At 70.7% G+C, this 18,477-nt stretch carries 14 protein-coding genes and 1 pseudogene; 7 read left to right on the top strand and 8 right to left on the bottom strand.

Annotation, left to right across the window (positions count from 1 at the left end):
* Window positions 1–139 precede the first annotated feature (139 nt).
* Window positions 140–2,311 (bottom strand): annotated as a pseudogene (gene yccS / locus ACFOJE_RS07130) (YccS family putative transporter); the annotation flags it as partial.
* 241 nt (window positions 2,312–2,552) lie between these two features.
* Between yccS and ACFOJE_RS07125 the strand changes: the two are divergent.
* Together ACFOJE_RS07125 and ACFOJE_RS07120 are read left to right on the top strand one after the other, a co-directional pair.
* Window positions 2,553–3,959, top strand: coding sequence for an NfeD family protein (locus tag ACFOJE_RS07125; protein WP_377813612.1), 1,407 nt, complete (start codon window positions 2,553–2,555; stop codon window positions 3,957–3,959).
* Between the two features lie 10 nt (window positions 3,960–3,969).
* Entirely contained in the window at window positions 3,970–4,728 is a 759-nt protein-coding gene (locus ACFOJE_RS07120; protein WP_377813611.1) for a slipin family protein, read from the top strand.
* Between the two features lie 4 nt (window positions 4,729–4,732).
* Here ACFOJE_RS07120 and ACFOJE_RS07115 read toward each other — a convergent pair whose 3' ends face one another.
* Entirely contained in the window at window positions 4,733–5,473 is a 741-nt protein-coding gene (locus ACFOJE_RS07115) for an OBAP family protein (RefSeq protein WP_377813610.1), read from the bottom strand.
* Window positions 5,474–5,583: 110 nt separating this feature from the next.
* On the opposite strand from ACFOJE_RS07115, the gene ald reads away from it, so the two are divergent.
* The gene (gene ald / locus ACFOJE_RS07110) at window positions 5,584–6,705 is read left to right on the top strand and encodes an alanine dehydrogenase (RefSeq protein WP_377813608.1); all 1,122 of its coding nucleotides are present in this window, start codon (window positions 5,584–5,586) and stop codon (window positions 6,703–6,705) included.
* A 16-nt stretch (window positions 6,706–6,721) separates the two neighbouring features.
* Here the strand turns inward: ald and ACFOJE_RS07105 are convergent, their stop codons facing one another.
* Window positions 6,722–8,623: a diguanylate cyclase domain-containing protein gene (locus ACFOJE_RS07105; RefSeq protein ID WP_377813607.1), complete on the bottom strand. Its 1,902-nt coding sequence runs from the start codon at window positions 8,621–8,623 to the stop codon at window positions 6,722–6,724.
* A 340-nt stretch (window positions 8,624–8,963) separates the two neighbouring features.
* On the opposite strand from ACFOJE_RS07105, the gene ACFOJE_RS07100 reads away from it, so the two are divergent.
* On the top strand, window positions 8,964–9,650 hold the full coding sequence (locus ACFOJE_RS07100; RefSeq protein WP_377813606.1) for a glutathione S-transferase family protein: 687 nt from the start codon (window positions 8,964–8,966) through the stop codon (window positions 9,648–9,650).
* On the opposite strand, the gene dbpA is transcribed toward ACFOJE_RS07100, so the two are convergent.
* A complete protein-coding gene (dbpA, locus tag ACFOJE_RS07095) occupies window positions 9,647–11,026 on the bottom strand; it encodes an ATP-dependent RNA helicase DbpA (protein ID WP_377813605.1) in 1,380 nt (459 codons plus the stop codon). The genes ACFOJE_RS07100 and dbpA overlap by 4 nt on opposite strands.
* A 99-nt stretch (window positions 11,027–11,125) precedes the next feature.
* On the bottom strand, window positions 11,126–12,559 hold the full coding sequence (mdtD, locus tag ACFOJE_RS07090) for a multidrug transporter subunit MdtD (RefSeq protein WP_377813604.1): 1,434 nt from the start codon (window positions 12,557–12,559) through the stop codon (window positions 11,126–11,128).
* Between the two features lie 456 nt (window positions 12,560–13,015).
* On the opposite strand from mdtD, the gene ACFOJE_RS07085 reads away from it, so the two are divergent.
* The 3 genes from ACFOJE_RS07085 (at window position 13,016) to ACFOJE_RS07075 (ending at window position 14,791) form a co-directional block, all read left to right on the top strand.
* Entirely contained in the window at window positions 13,016–13,315 is a 300-nt protein-coding gene (locus ACFOJE_RS07085) for a hypothetical protein (RefSeq protein WP_377813602.1), read from the top strand.
* Between the two features lie 83 nt (window positions 13,316–13,398).
* Entirely contained in the window at window positions 13,399–14,091 is a 693-nt protein-coding gene (locus ACFOJE_RS07080; protein ID WP_377813882.1) for a TraX family protein, read from the top strand.
* Between the two features lie 220 nt (window positions 14,092–14,311).
* Complete coding sequence (locus tag ACFOJE_RS07075) at window positions 14,312–14,791, top strand: hypothetical protein (protein ID WP_377813601.1); 480 nt, start codon at window positions 14,312–14,314, stop codon at window positions 14,789–14,791.
* 10 nt (window positions 14,792–14,801) lie between these two features.
* On the opposite strand, the gene ACFOJE_RS07070 is transcribed toward ACFOJE_RS07075, so the two are convergent.
* From ACFOJE_RS07070 to ACFOJE_RS07060, 3 genes are all read right to left on the bottom strand, one after another.
* Window positions 14,802–15,701: an acyltransferase gene (locus tag ACFOJE_RS07070; protein ID WP_377813600.1), complete on the bottom strand. Its 900-nt coding sequence runs from the start codon at window positions 15,699–15,701 to the stop codon at window positions 14,802–14,804.
* A 65-nt stretch (window positions 15,702–15,766) separates the two neighbouring features.
* A complete protein-coding gene (locus tag ACFOJE_RS07065) occupies window positions 15,767–16,474 on the bottom strand; it encodes a 3'-5' exonuclease (RefSeq protein ID WP_377813598.1) in 708 nt (235 codons plus the stop codon).
* 2 nt (window positions 16,475–16,476) lie between these two features.
* On the bottom strand, window positions 16,477–18,408 hold the full coding sequence (locus tag ACFOJE_RS07060) for a putative nucleotidyltransferase substrate binding domain-containing protein (protein WP_377813596.1): 1,932 nt from the start codon (window positions 18,406–18,408) through the stop codon (window positions 16,477–16,479).
* Window positions 18,409–18,477 lie beyond the last annotated feature (69 nt).

Below are 18,477 nucleotides of genomic sequence, written 5' to 3'. Positions count from 1 at the left end.
GCCGTCCGGCAGCCGGAGTGCTTCCAGGCGGGAAGAGCATGAGCCAGTCGTCACCGGTTTGTCATCAGCCCGACCGGCTGTTCGTAACCTTTTTCTGTTCGTCCGTTTCCGTCGTCCGCGCCGGGGGAACGGCCTCGTCGCGGCTCTCGCCCAGCAATTGCGCGACCAGCCGGCGCAGCGGGCCGAGCTGGCGGCCGATCAGCGCCAGCTGGGTCTGCACCACGCGCAGCGGGTCGTCCTCCTGCTCGTCGGGCAGTTGCTCCAGGGACCGGGTCAGGCTTTCCTCGGCCTCGCTGCGGACCGCCAGCGGACGCTTCTCGTCCAGGCTGCGGGCGATTTCCTCGAGGCTGTCGGCCAGTTGCGCGGCGGCGCCGTCGATCAGTTGCCGGCGGGTCTCCTCGGGCAGCGCCTGGCGGTGCGCGCCGAGGGCGGAAAGATAGCCGAGCAGGGTGTGCGAGAGCACCAGAAAGCGGAAGCCGGTGTCCGCCTCGCGGCGGAAATGGCCGGGCTCCATCAGCATGTTGGACAGGGTCGAGGACAGCGCCGCATCGGCGTTGTGGGCGTTGCGCCGGGCCAGCCGGTAGGCCAGGTCGTCGCGCTTGCCGCTGCTGTACTGCTGCATCAGCTGGCGCAGGTAGCGGGCGTTGCAAGTCAGGTTGGCGGCCAGCACCCGGTTCAGCTGGCGGCCCTGCCAGTCGGGCAGGATCAGCAGCACCGCGAGGCCGGCGATCAGGCTGCCGATCAGGGTGTCCACCAGCCGCGGCCAGATCAGCCCGTAGCCGTCGCCGACCTGGTTGAAGCAGGACAGCACCAGCAGGGTGATGGCGATGGTCGCCAGGGTGTAGTGGCGGGCCCGGGAGGCGAAGAAGACGACCCCGGCGGCCACCGCGAAGAGCGACTGCACCAGCGGGTTGGGGAACAGGTCGAACAGCGCCCAGCCGGCCACCAGGCCGAGCACGGTGCCGACGATGCGTTGGCTCAGGCGGCGGCGGGTGGCGCCGAAGTTGGGCTGGCAGACGAACACTGTGGTCAGCAGGACCCAGTAGCCCTGGCTCGGGTGGATGGCGTGCAGCACGCCGTAGCCGGCGGTCAGGGCGACGGCCAGGCGCAGGGCGTGGCGGAACGGCCGGGAGGTCGGCGTCAGCTGCTGGCGGATGCGCATCCAGGCGTCCTTCAGCGACTGCGGCTCGCGGTCGAGCAGGCTGCTGTCCTGGGCATCGGCCAGGGCGTCGGGGTTGCTGGCGTCGCGCAGCAGGCGGTCGAGGGTGGCGAGGTTGCCGGCCAGCGCCCGCAGCGAGCGCAGCAGGCCGCGCCAGGCCGGGTTGCTCTGCAGGTGCAGGTGCGCCAGCGAGGCCTGCAGGTCGTCCAGGGCCTGGGCCTGGTTGCTGTAGTCGAACGGCTGGCGCAGCTCGATGGCCCGGGCCAGGGCCTGGCAGGCCTTGCCCTGCTGGCGCAGCAGGAGGCGGCAGCGGAACAGCACGTCGCTGTGGAAGAAGGCCTCCACCAGCTCGTTGTAGGGGTAGTGCGAGGAGCTGGCGCGCTCGTGGATGTCCTGGGCGAGGAAGTACAGCTTCAGGTAGCGGCTCACCTTCGGCCCCGGGCGGCCGTTGCCGACCCTATGCAGGATGATCTCCTTGGTCGCGTTGAGCGCCGCCACCACCCGGCCGTTCTGCTGCGCCAAGGCCAGCCGGCGGCCTTCCACGTCGAGTTGGCGCAGCGGCTCGAACAGCCCGGCCTTGATCTTCAGATACTGGCCCAGCTCGCGGAACAGGCGGGCCAGGCTCTGCTGGACCGGCTGGTGGGTGAACAGCGCCTGCCAGAGCACCGAGAGCAGGCCGTACCAGGCGGCGCCGGAGAGCAGCAGCAGCGGTTCGCGCCAGATGTCCGGGTTTGACTCGCCGCGCTGGTCCACGGTGATCATGGTGTAGATCGACAGGATCAGGGTGCCCGAGGCGATGGTGGCGTAGCGCTCGCCCAGCGCTCCGAGCATGGTTAGGCTGAAGCTGGACAGGGGCAGGGCGACGGCGAACAGCCAGGGATAGGGGAATATCAGCTCGACGGCGAAGGACGCCGCGGCGAAGCACGCCAGGATCACCAGCAGGGCCAGCAGGCGGCCCTGCCAGCTGTCGTCGGTCTCCGCCAGGGCGCTGGCGATGATGCCGAGGAACAGCGGGATCAGCAGGTCCATGCGGCCCTGCAGCCAGCACAGCGTCATGCTGCCGGCGAGGGCGATGAACACCCGCAGGCTGTAGCCGAACGTGTCGTGGGCCCAGAGCTGGCGCAGGGACTGGCGCAGGGAGGTCGAATGCATGGGGTCGGCCTGGTGGTGAGGGCTGGCTATTGTAGACATCGGGGGGAAGGCGGGGGAGGCCCCGAGCCGTACGGTTTCTCGTCGGTCTTGGCAGCTGTCTCCGGCGCTGCTGGCAAGCACTTTCCCCAGGACGCGCCCGGCCCTCACCGCGTGATGACGCACCGGCACCCGTCCAGAGGCTTCGAGCCGAGCCCCTCGTCTATCCTTTTCCTATCGACCCTCCTCGCCAACCGGAAACCCCATGCCCGTTTCCGTCCGCCTCCTCCGCCGGGCTCTGGCGCTGGCCTTGCTGCTGGCCGCGCTGCCGGCCGTCGCCGCTGTGCCGCCGGTGTCGGTCCTGTCGGTGGACGGTCCGATCGGCCCGGCCAGCGCCGACTACCTGATCCGCGGCTTGGCCCGGGCGCAGAAGGAGGGCGCCCAGCTGGTGGTGATCGAGATCGACACCCCGGGCGGCCTGGACACCTCGATGCGCTCGATCATCAAGGCGATCCTCGCCAGCCCCCTGCCGGTGGCCAGCTACGTCTCGCCCAGCGGCGCGCGGGCGGCCAGCGCCGGCACCTACATCCTCTACGCCAGCCATATCGCCGCCATGGCGCCGGGCACCAATCTGGGTGCCGCCACCCCGGTGCAGATCGGCGGGCTGCCCGGTGCGCCGCCGGAGCAGCCGCGCGAACCCCCGGAAAGGGAAAAAGGCAGACATCCGGGCGCGCCGGAGCCGGAGCGCCCGGCCGCCCCCGAGTCAGCCGATGCCCTGGGCCGCAAGCAGGTCAACGACGCCGCCGCCTACATCCGCGGCCTGGCCCAGCTGCGCGGGCGCAACGCCGAGTGGGCCGAGCGGGCGGTGCGCGAGGCGGTCAGCCTGCCGGCCCAGGAGGCCCTGAGGCTGAAGGTGATCGACCACCTGGCCGTCGACCTGCCCGACCTGCTGCACCAGCTCGACGGCAAGCGCTTCGCCGTGGCCGAGGGCATGGCCAGGCTGGAGACCACCGGCGCGACCCTGGTCCGCCACGAGCCGGACTGGCGCACCCGCTTCCTCGCGGTGATCACCGACCCCAGCGTGGCGCTGATGCTGATGATGCTCGGCGTCTACGGGCTGATCTTCGAGTTCACCACCCCCGGCTTCGGCGTCGGCGGCGTGCTCGGCGGCATCTGTCTGATCCTCGCCCTCTACGCCCTGCAGCTGCTGCCGGTGAACTACGCCGGGGTTGGCCTGATCCTGCTCGGCATTGCCTTCATGGTGGCCGAGGCCTTCGTACCCAGCTTCGGCGTGCTCGGCATCGGCGGGGTGGCGGCCTTCGTCATCGGCGCGGTGATCCTGATCGACACCGAGGTGCCCGGCTTCGGCATCCCGCTGCCGCTGATCCTGACCCTGGGCGTGGCCAGCGCCGCGCTGATCGTCTTCATCGTCGGCATGGCCCTGAAGACGCGCCGGCGCGCCCTGCAGTGCGGCGACGCCGGGCTGGTCGGCAGCGAGACGCCGGTGCTCGCGGTGGAGCGCGACGACCCGCACGCCGGCTGGGTGCAGCTGCAGGGCGAGCGCTGGCAGGTGCGCTGCGCGCTGCCCCTCGAGCCCGGCCGGATGGTGCGGGTGGTGGCGCGCCGGGGGCTGCTGCTGGAGGTCGCGGCGGCCGGGCAACTCACCCCATAAGGAGATCGAAATGGGCTTCGAACTGAGCTTCGGTTTCATCCTCGCGCTGCTGATCGCGCTGTTCATGTCGGCCTTCCGCATCCTGCGCGAATACGAGCGTGCCGTGGTGTTCCAGCTCGGCCGCTTCTGGAAGGTCAAGGGGCCGGGGCTGATCATCCTGATTCCGGGCATCCAGCAGATGGTGCGGGTCGACCTGCGGACCATCGTGCTCGACGTGCCGACCCAGGACGTGATCTCCCGCGACAACGTCTCGGTGAAGGTCAACGCGGTGATCTACTACCGGGTGCTGGACGCGCAGAAGGCGATCATCCAGGTCGAGGACTACCACATGGCGACCAGCCAGCTGGCGCAGACCACCCTGCGCGCGGTGCTCGGCAAGCACGAGCTGGACGACATGCTGGCCGAGCGCGAGCGGCTCAACGCCGACATCCAGCAGGTGCTCGACGCGCAGACCGACGCCTGGGGGATCAAGGTGGCCAATGTGGAGATCAAGCACGTCGACCTGGACGAGTCTATGGTCCGCGCCATCGCCCGGCAGGCCGAGGCCGAGCGCGAGCGGCGGGCCAAGGTGATCCACGCCGAGGGCGAGCTGCAGGCCTCGGAGAAGCTGATGCAGGCCGCCCAGATGCTGGCCCGCGAGTCCGGCGCCATGCAGCTGCGCTACCTGCAGACCCTGGGCACCATCGCCGGCGACAAGAGCTCGACCATCGTCTTCCCGCTGCCGATCGAGCTGCTGCATGCCCTCAAGGAGCCGGGCGAGCGCGGCTGAAGGCTCAGTGGCCGCCCGCCTCGGGACCGTGCTCGCCCGGCCCCGAGCCCCGCTCGAGCTGGATCACTTCGCCCTTCTCCCAGGCGTCGGCCTGCGGATCGACCGCCGGTGCCGGGATGTCCCGGCGCTGGCGGCGGATCGCGGCGCTGTCGAGGTCCAGACGCCGGTCGCGGGCTTCGAGCAGGCGCGGGTCGAGCTGGCCGTCGGCGGTGAAGCCCATCATCAGCGCCGGGATGCCGAGGGGCAGGGAGCGGTCCCGGTCGGTATGCCAGGTGTGCCAGGTCTTGCCGTAGGTGCCGACGATCTGCGCCATCAGCGCCTTCTCCGCCGGCCCGGGCAGGCCGGGCGCCACCAGGGCGGCGGACTTCACCTCGTAGACGTGGCTGTGCCAGAGATTCTTCTCCTCGGCCGGCAGGCCCTCGAACAGCCGCGCGCTGATGATGTACTCGATGCCCATCAGCCTGGCGTCCTCGCCGTCGCCGTCGTAGATCAGCGCCTGCATCAGGTCCTCGCTGAGTCGGGTGACGTAATGGTGCGCCTCCACCTGGCGGCCCGGAGCGCCGTTGTAGAAGTGGAAACCGTCCAGGTAGGCGCCGACGGCCGAGAGCGGGGTGCGCCGCTGCAGCAGCTTCGCACCGGCCTCCAGAACCTCGCTGGTGGCGCTCTTCGGCGCGCCGGGCGCCTCAGCGGCGTCGGCCTCGGCCAGCAGGATGGCGGTCAGCAGCCCTGCGCTCAGTCTTCTCATCGATTCGCCCTCGTCGGCCCGTTTCGCTAGAGAGTGCCGGCCGCCGGACGAGTTCGGGGCGGAGCGACGGGCTAGACTTCCCCTATCGACTGCTTCGGGCGGAGACAGCCATGCGCATCGGCGTACCCAGGGAGCTGAAGAACCGCGAGTACCGGGTCGGCCTGACCCCGCAATCGGTGGCCGAGCTGACCGGCCTCGGCCATCAGGTCTGGGTCGAGACCCTGGCCGGGGCCGCCATCGGCTTCGCCGACGAGGACTACCAGGCCGCCGGCGCGCGGATCGCCGAGGACGGCGCGGCGGTGTACGCGGCGGCCGAGCTGATCGTCAAGGTCAAGGAGCCGCTGGCCGACGAGCGCGCCTGCCTGGACGCCGGGCACTGTCTGTTCGCCTACCTGCACCTGGCCCCGGATCGGGCGCAGACCGAGGAGCTGATGGCCTCCGGCGCCACCTGCATCGCCTACGAGACGGTCACCGACGGGCTCGGCCGCCTGCCGCTGCTGGCGCCCATGTCCGAGGTGGCCGGGCGCATGGCGATCCAGGCCGGCGCCCATTGCCTGGAGAGGAGCCAGGGCGGGCGTGGCGTGCTGCTCGGCGGGGTGCCGGGGGTGCCGGCGGGACGGGTGACCATCCTCGGCGCCGGGGTGGTCGGCAGCCAGGCGCTGGCCATGGCCGTGGGCCTCGGCGCCGAGGTCACGGTGCTGGACAAGAGCGTCGATGCCCTGCGCCGGCTGGACGAGCGCTACGGCAACCGCATCGCCACCCGCTACGCCTGCGGCGCGACGCTGCGCGAGCAGGTGCTGGCGGCGGACCTGGTGATCGGCGCGGTGCTCGTCCCCGGCGCGGCGGCGCCGCGGCTGATCAGCGCGGAGATGGTCAGCCGGATGAAGCCCGGCGCGGTGCTGGTGGACGTCGCCATCGACCAGGGCGGCTGCGCCGAGACCTCGCGGCCGACCACCCACAGCCTGCCGACCTACCTGGTCGACGAGGTGGTGCACTACTGCGTGACCAACATGCCCGGTGCCGTGCCGCGCACCTCGACCCTAGCGCTGAACAACGCCACCCTGCCGTTCGTCGTCGCCCTGGCGGAGAAGGGCGTGCGCCGCGCCCTGGAGGAAGACCCGCACCTGCGCGACGGTCTCAGCGTCGCCCGCGGCCAGCTCACCTGCGCCCGCGTCGCCGCCGCCCACGGCCTGCCGCACCGGCCGGCGGAGGAGGTGTTGCAGGCGTTGTGAGGGCCGAGCGGGCCGCTCAGGCCAGTCCGGCCTGGGGCACGCCGGGCGTGCCGGACTGGCGCAGGTGGATGCGGCTGCGGCCGTCGGCCTTGGCCAGGTACATGGCCTGGTCGGCCTCGTGCAGCAGACTCTCGTAGCTTTGGCCGTTGCAGATGCTGATGCCGATGCTGGCGCTCAGGCTGAGGCGCAGCTCCCCCAGCTGCATGGGCTGGCCGAGCGAGTGCAGGATGCGCTCGGCCAGGGCCAGGGCCTGCTCGGCGTTGTCGATGGCCTCGCAGATCAGCACGAACTCGTCGCCGCCCAGGCGCGCTACCAGGTCGGTGGCCCGCGCGCTGGCCTGCAGGCGGGCAGCCACCTGGGTCAGCAGCAGATCGCCGATGGCATGGCCGTGGCGGTCGTTGACCGCCTTGAAGCCGTCCAGGTCGAGCAGGATCAGCGCCAGCAGCTCCTGGCGCTGGTGCGCCTGCTGCCAGGCCTGGGCCAGGCGCAGGTTGAGGCCGGCGCGGTTGGCCACGCCGGTCAGCGGGTCCTGCAGGGCCAGCTGGCTGAGCCGGGCGTTGGCCTCGGCCAGGGCGGCGGTGCGCTCGGCGACCCGCTGCTCGAGCAGGCGCTCCTGTTCCTGTTGCAGCTCGCGCGGCTCCGCGACGCCGCCTGCGACGGCCCCCCGCCGCTCCCGCGGGATGCGCCGGCGCCTGAGGCGGGCGGCCATGCCGCAGGACAGCAGGAGCATCTCCAGCGCCGCGCCGAGCTGGATGCCGTGGACGGTGAGCAGGCTGGGCGGCAGCAGGGCGAAGCTGTGCAGCACCAGAAGCAGGGCGCCGAGCATCAGCGGCAGCTCGGCGACTACGAAGATCCGCGCCGCCGGCGAGCCGGGTAGGCCGCGCAGGCCGCAGGCCAGCAGCAGGAGGATGCCGGCACCGGCGCTGACGGCGAGAACCGGCAGCGCCTCGCCGAGGGGCAGCAGCAGCGTCCCCAGGGCCACGCCCAGCTGCGCCGCCGCCGCCAGGCGCAGGGCGCGGTGCCAGCGCGGCAGGGCGGCGCGGGTGCCGAGGAAGTCGCGGGCGAACAGGGTCGCCGCGGCCATCGCCAGGGCCAGGGACAGCGGCAAGGCGCGGTTGCCGAACTCGCCGCCGGCGCTCCACAGGTATTCGGCGCCCAGCCCGCCGTAGGCGAGCATGGCGCAGCCGAGGCTGGCGACGAACAGCGCGTAGAGCAGCAGGCTGCGCTCGCGCACGGCGAGGAACAGCATCAGGTTGTAGCCGGCCAGGGCCATCCAGAGGCCGCAGTAGGCGCTCTGCAGCATCAGGCCGAGGCGACTGTGGCGGGCGAAGGCCTCCACCTGCCAGATCCGCGCGTCCAGGCTCAGGTTGCCGGAGGATTGCGCGCGGAAGTACAGCACCCGCTGCTCGCCGGGCTCCAGGCGCACGCGGAAGGCCGGCGAGAGGTGCTCGCTGCTGCGTTGCCCGGCGGGGACGCTGTCGCCGCCGATCTGCCGCTGCAGGCTGCCGTTGCGCTCGCTGAACAGCTCGATGCGGTCCAGCGGCGCGTAGCCGAACTCGATCTGCCAGGCTCGCGCCCGCTCGGCCCGCGACTGCAGCTCCAGGCGCAGCCAGACCGCATCGCGGCTGAAGCCCAGGTTGAGGTCGGGAGCCGGCGCGAACGGCTGCTCGGCGGCCATCGCCTGTTCGGGCGTCAGCCGCCCGCCGGGGTCGCGCAGCAGTTGCAGGTGGGGGCGCAGGTCGAGCCCCTGCTCGCTGCCGTCCAGGGCCAGTGGTGGGGCGTCGGCCTGGGCGCCGAAGGCCAGCCCCAGGCCCAGCAGCAGGGCGCAGAGCGCTTTGCGCCGTCTGCCGGATAGCCATCGTGGTAAGGATCTTGCCGCGCTGCTCCGGGGCTGGCCCCGCAGATGTGCCTGAGACATGAATTGGCGTGCTTCCCTGTAGGCAGCGGGTCCGCGCCCCCGGGCCGGGGCTGCCGCCGCTCGATGAGCAAACTGCCAGGATTTCTTGCCCTGTTCGTTCTTCGGGACCGTCGTCGCTGCCCATGTGCTGGCGACGTGTCCCGAGCGAATGAATAGTGAAGATCGCCGCCGCGGATTTCGCCAAGCGCAGCGGCGCGTTTTCCCGCCGTCCGGTCGGGCGGCCGGTCGCCTGCTTGGGCGGATCGCCAGTACGGCGGCTTTTCCGGCGTGCACTGGTCATGGCCGGCGAAACCTGTTCTGCTTGATTTCCCGAAACGGACCGTTCAGAGGATGGAACGAGATGCGCGAACTCTTCGAGCTGCGGGGCCGCGAGCCCGAACTGCTGTTTTCCCCCTACTGCTGGCGGGTGCGCCTGGCGCTGGCGCACAAGGGGCTGGATTTCGTCGGCCGGCCGCTGCGCTTCACCGACAAGGCCGAGCTGGCCTTTTCCGGCCAGCAATTGGTGCCGGTGCTGCGCGACGGCGAGACGGTGGTGCACGACAGCCTGGCGATCCTGCGCTACCTGGACGAGCGCTATCCGGAGCGGCCGCTGATCGGCGACGAGCTCGCCGCCAGCCGGCTGCTGCTGATCGAGCGCTTCGCCCAGTTCAGCCTGCCCCTGGCGCTGCTGCGCCTGCTGGTCCTGCGCATCCACGCGTCGCTGGACCCGGTCGACCAGGCCTATTTCCGCCAGAGCCGCGAGCAGCGCTTCGGCATGTCGCTGGAGGAATTCGCCGACGCCGGTGCCGGGCGGGAGCAGTTCGAGCAGGCCCTGAAGCCGCTGGAGGCGCTGCTGGCCAGGCAGCCCTGGCTGGACGGCGCGGCACCGGGCGGGGCCGACTTCCTGATCGGCGGCTTCTTCTTCTGGGCCTGGTGCCTGGGTGAGCAGCCCTGGGCCGAGGACTCGGCCGTCGGCGTCTGGTTCCGCCGCCTGCTCGCCGGCTACGAGGCGCACAAGGGGCCGGTGTACCGGGCCGTCAGGCCCTAAAGGGCGCGCACCTTCAGCGAACGGCCCTTGATCTTGCCGTCGTTCAGGCGCTTCAGCGCCTGTTTGGCGATGCCGCGCTCGACCGCGACGAAGGCCTGGAAGTCGAAGATGGCGATCTTGCCGACCTGGGCGCCGGGGATGCCGGCCTCGCCGGTCAGCGCGCCGAGGATGTCGCCGGGGCGCAGCTTGTCCTTGCGCCCGGCGGCGATGCACAGGGTGGTCATCGGCGGCAGCAGCGGCTCGCTGCTCCCGGCCTTCAGGCCATCCAGCTCGCACCAGTTCAGCGGCGCGCCCTGCAGCTCCTCGACGGCCCGGGCGCGGACGGCCTCGGCCGGCGCCACCAGCGACAGCGCCAGGCCCTTCTCGCCGGCCCGGCCGCTGCGGCCGATGCGGTGCACGTGCACCTGCGGATCGCGGGCCAGTTCCACGTTGATCACCGCCTCCAGCCCGGCGATGTCCAGGCCGCGTGCCGCCACGTCGGTGGCCACCAGCACGGACAGGCTGCGGTTGGCGAACGTCGTCAGCACCTGATCGCGGTCGCGCTGCTCCAGCTCGCCGTGCAGCGCCGCGGCGGAAATGCCGCGGGCAGTCAGCTCGGCGACCAGCTCCTGGCACTGCTGGCGGGTGTGGCAGAAGGCGACGCAGGACTGCGGGCGGAAATGCAGCAGCAGGCGCGCCACGCTCTCGAAGCGCTGGCGCGGGTCGATCTCGTAGAAGCGCTGCTCGATCTGGCTGTCGTCGTGCAGCGACTCCACCTCCACCCGCTGCGGGTTCTTCAGGAAGGTCGCCGCCAGTTGCTCGATGCCGGCCGGGTAGGTGGCGGAGAACAGCAGGGTCTGCCGCCTGGCCGGGGTCTGGCCGATGATCTCGGCAATGCTGTCGTAGAAGCCCATGTCGAGCATGCGGTCGGCCTCGTCGAGGACCAGGGTGTTCAGCCCGGAGAGCGTGAGGGTGCCCTTCTTCAGGTGCTCCTGCACCCGTCCCGGAGTGCCGACGACGACGTGGGCGCCGTGCTCCAGCGAGCCGATCTGCGGGCCGAAGGGCACACCGCCGCAGAGGGAGAGGATCTTGACGTTGCCTTCGGCACGGGCCAGCCGGCGCAGCTCCTTGGCCACCTGGTCGGCCAGCTCGCGGGTCGGGCACAGCACCAGCGCCTGGCAGCCGAAGAAGCGCGGATTCAGGGGCGCCAGCAGGCCGATGCCGAAGGCCGCGGTCTTGCCGCTGCCGGTCTTGGCCTGGGCGATCAGGTCGCTGCCGGCGAGGATCGGCGGCAGGCTCCGCGCCTGGATCGGCGTCATCGCCGCATAGCCGAGGGCCTCCAGATTGGCCAGCATGGCGGCGGAGAGGGGCAGGGTGGAGAACGCGGTGGTGGTCACGGGAGCGGCCTGACGGAAACGGGACGGGCGCGCAGTGTAGCAGGGCGCCGGGGCGCGGATGGATTCCGCCGGACCGGCCGATCCTGCTCCCGGCGGCCGCTACTTGCCGTTCGCCGGGGGGAGTTCCGTGCCGCCCTCCCGGGCGTTGCGTCCGGCTTGCGGGGAGAGCTGCATGAACAGCAGCGCGCCGATCATCGACAGCAGGCCGACGCACAGGTAGGTGGCCTGGAAGGCGGCGAGCACGGAGAGGCCGCCGTGCAGGGTGCTGCCGGCGCTGAAGCCGCCGAGCAGGGCGGCGGCGCTGGCCACGCCGAAGCTCATGGACAGCTGCACCACCACCGAGAGCAGGCTGTTGCCGCCGCTGGCGTTGTTTTCGTCGAGATCGATCAGGGCGACGGTGTTCATCGCGGTGAACTGCAGGGAGTTCACCGCGCCGAGCAGGGCCAGCAGGCCCAGCAGCAGCGCGTAGGGGGTATCGCCGTCGACCAGCCCCATGCCGGCCAGCAGCAGGCCGAGCACCAGGGTGTTGCCGACCAGGATGCGGCGGTAGCCCAGGCGCTGGATCAGCGGGGTGACCACCGGCTTCACCGCCATCGCGCCGAGCGCCTGGGGAATCATGCTCATCCCCGCCTGGGCCGGCGAATAGCCCAGCGCCACCTGCAGCAGCAGGGGCGTGAGGAAGGGCAGGGCGCCGCTGCCGATGCGGGTGAACAGGTTGCCGAGGATGCCGATGGCGAAGGTGCGGGTATGGAACAGGCTGGTGGGGAACAGCGGCTGGGCGATGATCCCGGCGCGCAGCCAGTAGGCCGACAGGCAGCCCATGCCGGCGAACAGCAGCAGCATCACCCGATCGTGGGGCAGCTTCAGTTCGCCCAGCCCTTCCAGGGCGATGCTGAGCAGCAGCATGGCGGCGCCGAACAGGAGGAAGCCGGGGACGTCGAAGGGCGTGCGCGGGCCGCGCAGATCGGGCATCAGGCTCAGCGCGGCGAGGCAGCCGAGCAGGCCGACCGGCAGGTTGATCAGGAAGATCCAGTGCCAACTGGCGTACTCCACCAACCAGCCGCCGAGGGTCGGGCCGATCAGCGGGCCGATCAGCGCCGGCATGGTGATGAAGCTGAGCACCCGCACCAGATCCTTGCGCGGATAGGCGCGCAGCACCACCAGGCGGCCGACCGGCATCATCAGGGCGCCGCCGCAGCCCTGCAGCACGCGCGCCGCCACCAGCTCGACCAGGGTTTCGGAGAGCGCGCAGACCAGCGAGCCGAAGGTGAACAGCAGCACCGCGCCGAGGAACACCCGGCGGGTGCCGAAGCGGTCGGCGATCCAGCCGGAGGCCGGCATCAGCACCGCCACGCTGAGCATGTAGGCGATCACCACCGACTGCATGCGCAGCGGGTCTTCGGCCAGATCGTGGGCCATGGCCGGCAGCGCGGTGTTGAGGATGGTGCCGTCGAGCATCTGCATGAACAGCGCGGAGGCGACGATCCAGGGCAGCAGACGGGCGGTGCGAGGGTCGAGCGTGGGGCTGGGCATGGCGCGTCCTGGCAAAAGGCCCAGTGTAGAGGCTGGCGCTCCGCCGGTGGAGCCCGGGTCGGGGAAATGCTGCTTTCGGAGGGTTGTGGATATCCAGCCCGGATCTGATCAAAATTTGCACGATCGTCCCGGGGCGGCGTGCCGCCTGGGCCCGCAGCCGGGGCCGCACAGGTTATGCACAGGAGTCTGCACAGTAGATGTGCACAAGGCTCTTTATCCACCGTGAACGCTGGTCAAAAAATGCTCTATAGGCTGCGGGCGGCGCGCTTTCTGGGCTTTGGGCGGGTGTGGACAGTTTGTCCACAGGGGTGTCCACGTTCGCTGTGAGTAATGGGAGGCAGACGCCGATGCGGGTTGTCCGGTCGTTCCTTGTACAAGCGGTGGTGCTCTTCTACCTTCACTGAGGGATGCCGACGGCCTGCCTGCCAGGCCATTCATTCGCACAGGAGTTCACCGATGCGTTACCTGCCCCTCTCCGTTCTCCTCCTGCCGTTGCTCGCCGCCGCGCCGGCGCATTCCGCCGACTGGCCGGCCGGAGCCAAGGCCGATTTCGTCCGGGAGTGCCTGAACGGCGCCAAGGCCCGCTATAAGGAGGCGGCGGCGCAGGACTACTGCGCGTGCGCGGCGGATAAGGTCAGCGCCGGACTCAGCGAGTCCGAGATGACGCAGCTGCACAAGCAGAAGCAGATTTCCCCGGAGCTCCAGCAGCGGGTGGCCAGACTTTCCGGCGCCTGCCTGTCTCAGCTCAATCAGTGAGGCCGGAGGCCTGGCGTGTCGTTCCCGCTACCGGCGCCGGCCGCTCCGTCGCGTGGGAAGGGCAGCGCGACGCGGCGCTCGACCTGCTCAAGTGGCTGGCGCTGCTCGGCATGCTGCTCGACCACCTTCGGCATGTCTGGCAGCAGGCGATCTGGGTGTTCGTGCCCGGGAGGACGGCGTTTCCCTTCTTCTGCCTGATCGTCGCCGCCAACCTGGCCAGGCGACGGCGCCAGCCGCAGCGGCGGTCTGCGCAAATGCGCTATCTCGGCTGGCTGCTGCTGTTCGCCCTGCTCTCGGAATGGCCGTACCGGCTGCTGGTGGAGTACCCGGCCAGCGTCAACGTGCTGCCGACCCTGGCCCTGGGCCTGCTGCTGGCCAATGCCGGGCTGCAGCCGTACCTGCCGGAGCGCCTGCTCGGGCTGGCCGCCCTGGCGCTGGCCCTGTGGTTCGACGAGGAACTGATGTTCGGCGCCTTCGGCGTGCTGTTGCCGGCCGCCTTCGTCTTCGCCCTCGACCGCCGTCCTCGGGCCTGGCTGGTACCGGCGGGCGTGGCGGTGGCGGCCAACGCCGATGGCTTCTCGGCGGTGCGGATGTTCGGGCCGCTGTTCGTCGCCCTGGTGTACGGCGCCTGTTTCGCTGCGCCGCTGTTCGGCCTCTGGCTGCTGCGCCGCTCCCCGGCCTTTCCCGTGGCGCCGCTGCGGCGCTGGGCCTACGCCTTCTATCCGGGGCATTTCCTGATGCTGTACGGCCTGCGCGAGTGGCTGTTCGGTTCCTGATGTGACTCGGTGGTCGGCATTTACCGGTTCCTCCGGTCGGGGCTTCGCTGCCGCACCCGTACGGGTCTGGCGTGGCGAAGCAAGAACTTCGCGAAGCAGGGTGGGAGGCCCTTCGCACTTGTTCAGGAAACCGTCAAAGCCGACGCTACTTCGCGCTTCCCTCGAGTTCGCGGGCCGTAGGATACTGGTCGCCCATCCGATGACTGGCAGAGAGCAATTGTTGTCCGATCATTGCCGTGCTGACGCCGCCGGGAGCGTTTCCACACCGTTCATTCTGGCCGAAGGCGAGGACGATCCGTTCGGCGCGGAGCTGGCCGTGGTCCGCCAGGTCCCCCTGCAGTCGGCCTGGTTCGCCGAGGCCAACGAGGGCCTTCGCCAGCTGGAGGAGTTGGCCCAGCGCAGCGGCGCCAACTGCCTGACCGAGCTGAGGCGACTCAGCCGGGTCTTCCGTGCCTCCCGGCGCGAGGCCACCTTCCACTCCTGGGCCGGCTACGCCGGGATCTACGCGCCGAAGGACGCAGCGGCCGATCCCGCCGTCGTCGCCCGTGCCAAGCAGGTCTGCGCGGCCCTGCAGCTGGACAGCGCCGATCTAGACGAGTACCGGCAGAAGCAGGAAAAGGGCCGCGGCTTCCTGGTCTACCTGAGCGCCGCCTTCCTGCTCGGCGGGCTGGCCCTGCTGGGCTGGTTGCTCGCCGCCTAGTCGGGCAAGCCTAGCCGCGCTCTGCCAGTTCGGCGCGCAGACGGGCGATGCGCGCGTCCTTCTCCGCCCACAGGCGCGACACCCAGTCCTGCAGGTGCTGGCGGAATTCCGGGTCGTTCTGGTAATCGCCCTGCCACAAACTCGGGTCCAGGGCGTGGCTGCGGATGTCGACGATCACCCGCGGCAGCTGTCCGCTGAGCAGTTGCCAGAAGCCGGGGATGCGTCGGCCCGGATAGACCACGGTCACGTCCAGCAGCGCGTCCAGCTGCCCGCCGAGGGCGGCGAGGACGAAGGCCACGCCGCCTGTCTTGGGCCGCAGCAGGTAGCGGTAGGGCGAGGACTGCTGGGCCTGCTTGGCCGGGGTGAAGCGGGTGCCTTCCAGGTAGTTGACGATGGTCACCGGGATGTCGCGGAAGCGCTCGCAGGCGCGCCGGGTGCTCCTGAGATCGTCGCCGCGCTTTTCCGGATGCTTCTCCAGATAGGCCCGGGTATGGCGCCGCATCAGCGGGTAGTCCAGGGCCCAGAAGGCCAGGCCGAGCAGGGGCAGCCAGACCAGCTCGCGCTTGACGAAGAAGCGGAAGAAGGGCGTCTTGCGGTTGAGCGCCACCAGCAGCGCGGGGATATCCACCCAGCTCTGGTGGTTGCACACCAGCAGGTAGGAAGTGTCGCGGCGCAGCGCCTCGCCGCCGCGGACATCCCAGACGGTGGGCAGCAGCGCGGCGTAGACGCGCCGGGTCAGTTCGCCCCAGGTCTCGGCGCAGCCCATCAGCCCGTGCGAGCAGAGCCGGCGCAGACGCCGGCCGGGCAGCAGCAGCTTGAGCAGGGCCAGCGGCAGCATCGGGACCAGCATCGCCAGGGTGACCAGAGTCAGCAGCGCGAGCGCACTGAGGGCGGTGAGCAACGGGCGCATGGGGAATCCTCGGTGGACTGGGCCGGATGATAAGCGATTCCCGATGACCGGCGGACGGGCGTGGGCTAGAACGAAAGCCCCTGCTGGTTCCGGCGCCAGGCCGCCAGCCTCCGCTCGAGGCCGGTCAGGCTGTCGATGCCCTGGCGGCGCGCCTGGCTGAACATGATCAGCGCCAGCTCCGCGGTGACCAGGGCGTCAGCGCTGGCATGGTGGCGCTGCAGGACCTGCAGGCCGAAGTGCTGCACCCAGTCGTCCAGCCCGCCGTGAAGGATGCCCGCCTCGGGATTGAGCAGCGGCGCCATCTCGGCCACGTCGAGGAAGGGATTCGCCAGCCGGTAGCCGAGGGTCTGGCGCAGGGCGCGGGTCAGCATCTGCCGGTCGAAGCCGGCGTGGAAGGCCAGCAGCGGACTATTGCCGAGCCACTCGAGGAACTCCAGCTGGGCCTCGACCGGCTCGCGGCCGGCGGCGAGCGTGCCGGGGGAGAGGCCGTGGATCAGCACGCTGGCGCCAAGCCCGGGATCGCAGTGCTGCAGGGTGCACTCGAACTGGTCGGCCAGATCGATGCCGCCGTCGCTGATGGCCACCGCGCCGATCGACAGCAACTGGTCGTTCTGCAGGTCGAAGCCGCTGGTCTCCAGGTCGATCACCACGCAGCGGTCCCGGCCCGGCGGCCGTTCGGACAGCGCGACCGGGGCCGGCAGGCGCTCCAGCCGCGCCTGCTGCTCGGACGACAGTTGCGGGCCGCGGCGCCGCAGCCAGGCCAACGCGCGCATCATCAAAGCCGGTAGCGCAGCGCCAGGCTGCTCTGCAGGCGCAGGGCCTGGCGCAGGGACTCGCGCAGGATGCGCCGGTCCAGGTGGTTGAGGTCGTCCGGGTCCAGGCGGTTGCTGTAGGGCCGGCCCTGGCGCTCCTGCTGCTGGTGCAGCTGCAGGCGGATCAGCTGGATGAACTGGTAGGCCTCCTCGTAGGCGGCGCCGTCGCGGGGCTCGATCACCTCCCGGACCACCAGCTGGCGCAGGCGTTCGAGGGTGTTGCAGTCCTCGACGCCGTGGGCCAGGGCGAGCAGGCGGGCGCCGTCGACGAAGGGCGTCAGGCCCTGCTCCTTGAGGTCTAGGGTGTCCTTCTCGGCACCGCTCCTGGCCACCACGAAATCGCGGATGCGCCCCAGCGGCGGCTTGCGGCGCAGGGCGTTGTCCGCCATCAGACGCTGGAACATCGGCGTGTCGGCGATTCGTTCGAGCAATTCCTGGCGCAGCTGGCGGCAGCCTTCCTTCGGTCCCCAGACCACGCGCATGTCGAAATAGATGGTGGAGGCCAGCAGGTTCTCCGCGGTGGCCGACTGGATGAAGCCGGCGAAGCGCCGCGACCACTCGCTGCGGGACAGGCACAGGGCGGGGTTGCCGGCCATCACCTGGCCCGGGCAGAGGACGAAGCCGCAGTGCGCCAGGTCCTGGTTGATGCGCTGGGCCAGGGGCAGCAGGCGGTTGCGGATCTGCTCCGCCTCGGCGGCGTTCGCGGCCTCGAAGAGGATGCCGTTGTCCTGGTCGCTGTGCAGGGCCTGCTCGCGCCGCCCCTCGCTGCCGAAGCACAGCCAGCTGAAGGTCACGCCGGGATCGCCCAGCTCGGCGATCGCCAGCTCGATGACGCGGATCACCGTGTGGTCGTTGAGCAGGCTGATCAACCGGGTGATCTGCGTCGAGCTGGCGCCGTGGGCGAGCATCCGCTCGACCAGCTGGCGGATGTCGCGGCGCAGGGCGACCAGCGTGTCCAGCCGCTCGGCGTGGCGGATGCTGTGGGCGAGATGGACCAGATCGACCCGCTGCAGGGAGAACAGGTCGCGCTCGGAGAGCACGCCGGTGAGGCGCCCGTCCTCGACCAGGCAGATGTGCGCGATGTGCCGTTCGGTCATCGCCAGCACGGCGTCGAAGGCGCTGGCGGTCGGCGGCAGGTGGAAGGGCCGCGGGGTCATCCGCGTGGCGATCGGCTCGGCCAGGGCCTCGCCGCCGCCGGCGGAAATGGTCCGGGCCAGATCGCGCAGGGTGAAGATGCCCAGCGGCCGGTGGCCTTCGTCGACGATCACCACGCTGCCGACCCGCTGCTCGTGCAGCAGCCGCACGGCCAGCTGCAGCGGCAGCTCGGGATTGCAGACCACCGGCTGGCGCGCCGCCAGCTCGCGCAGCGGGGTGTCCAGCGAGTACTGAGCGCCGAGGGTCTCCGCGGCGCGCAGGCGGACCTGCTGGTTGACTTGGTCGAGCAGGCTGCTGACCCCGCGCAGGGCGAAGTCGCGGAAGGCGTCGGAGAGGGCGAACAGACGGGCGAAGGCGGCCTTCTCCAGCAGCAGGCAGAAGGTGTCTTCGGCGGCCAGGTGCTCGGTGCGGGTGGCCCGTTCGCCGATCAGCGCGGCCAGCGGGAAGCATTCGCCGCTGGCGATCTCGAAGGCGGTCACGCGCCCGCTGCCCAGGGGCCGTTCGCCGTGCACCCGGCCCTGCTTGACGATGTAGAAGTGCTCCACCGGGCCGTCGGCGGGTTTGAGGATGGATTCGCCGGCGGCGTAGAAGCGCAGCCGGCAGTGCTCGACCAGATACGCCAGGTGCGGCGGCTCCATCTGGTTGAACGGGGGGAATTTCTGCAGGAACTCCATGAGCCCGTGAACGTTCTGCAGTACTGCCGACTTGCCCGCCTGAGCGAATTCATCCGCCTTGTTCATGGCTATTGGTCCGGTCTTGTTATCGCTTATGAGGGTCAATGATTGGCCGTGACCGCGGGGCGTCCCATT

The organism is Azotobacter bryophylli, assembly GCF_042643485.1.
GTDB classification, from domain to species: domain Bacteria; phylum Pseudomonadota; class Gammaproteobacteria; order Pseudomonadales; family Pseudomonadaceae; genus Azotobacter; species Azotobacter bryophylli.
This window is presented reverse-complemented; position numbering and strand designations above follow the sequence as displayed.

Excerpts from the sequence above, each read along its gene's own strand:
- ACFOJE_RS07125 (WP_377813612.1), top strand. The coding sequence starts at position 2,553 with ATGCCCGTTTCCGTCCGCCTCCTCCGCCGGGCTCTGGCGCTGGCCTTG.
- ACFOJE_RS07120 (WP_377813611.1), top strand. The coding sequence starts at position 3,970 with ATGGGCTTCGAACTGAGCTTCGGTTTCATCCTCGCGCTGCTGATCGCG.
- ACFOJE_RS07115 (WP_377813610.1), bottom strand. The coding sequence starts at position 5,473 with ATGAGAAGACTGAGCGCAGGGCTGCTGACCGCCATCCTGCTGGCCGAG.
- ald (WP_377813608.1), top strand. The coding sequence starts at position 5,584 with ATGCGCATCGGCGTACCCAGGGAGCTGAAGAACCGCGAGTACCGGGTC.
- ACFOJE_RS07105 (WP_377813607.1), bottom strand. The coding sequence starts at position 8,623 with ATGTCTCAGGCACATCTGCGGGGCCAGCCCCGGAGCAGCGCGGCAAGA.
- ACFOJE_RS07100 (WP_377813606.1), top strand. The coding sequence starts at position 8,964 with ATGCGCGAACTCTTCGAGCTGCGGGGCCGCGAGCCCGAACTGCTGTTT.
- mdtD (WP_377813604.1), bottom strand. The coding sequence starts at position 12,559 with ATGCCCAGCCCCACGCTCGACCCTCGCACCGCCCGTCTGCTGCCCTGG.
- ACFOJE_RS07085 (WP_377813602.1), top strand. The coding sequence starts at position 13,016 with ATGCGTTACCTGCCCCTCTCCGTTCTCCTCCTGCCGTTGCTCGCCGCC.
- ACFOJE_RS07070 (WP_377813600.1), bottom strand. The coding sequence starts at position 15,701 with ATGCGCCCGTTGCTCACCGCCCTCAGTGCGCTCGCGCTGCTGACTCTG.
- ACFOJE_RS07065 (WP_377813598.1), bottom strand. The coding sequence starts at position 16,474 with ATGCGCGCGTTGGCCTGGCTGCGGCGCCGCGGCCCGCAACTGTCGTCC.
- ACFOJE_RS07060 (WP_377813596.1), bottom strand. The coding sequence starts at position 18,408 with ATGAACAAGGCGGATGAATTCGCTCAGGCGGGCAAGTCGGCAGTACTG.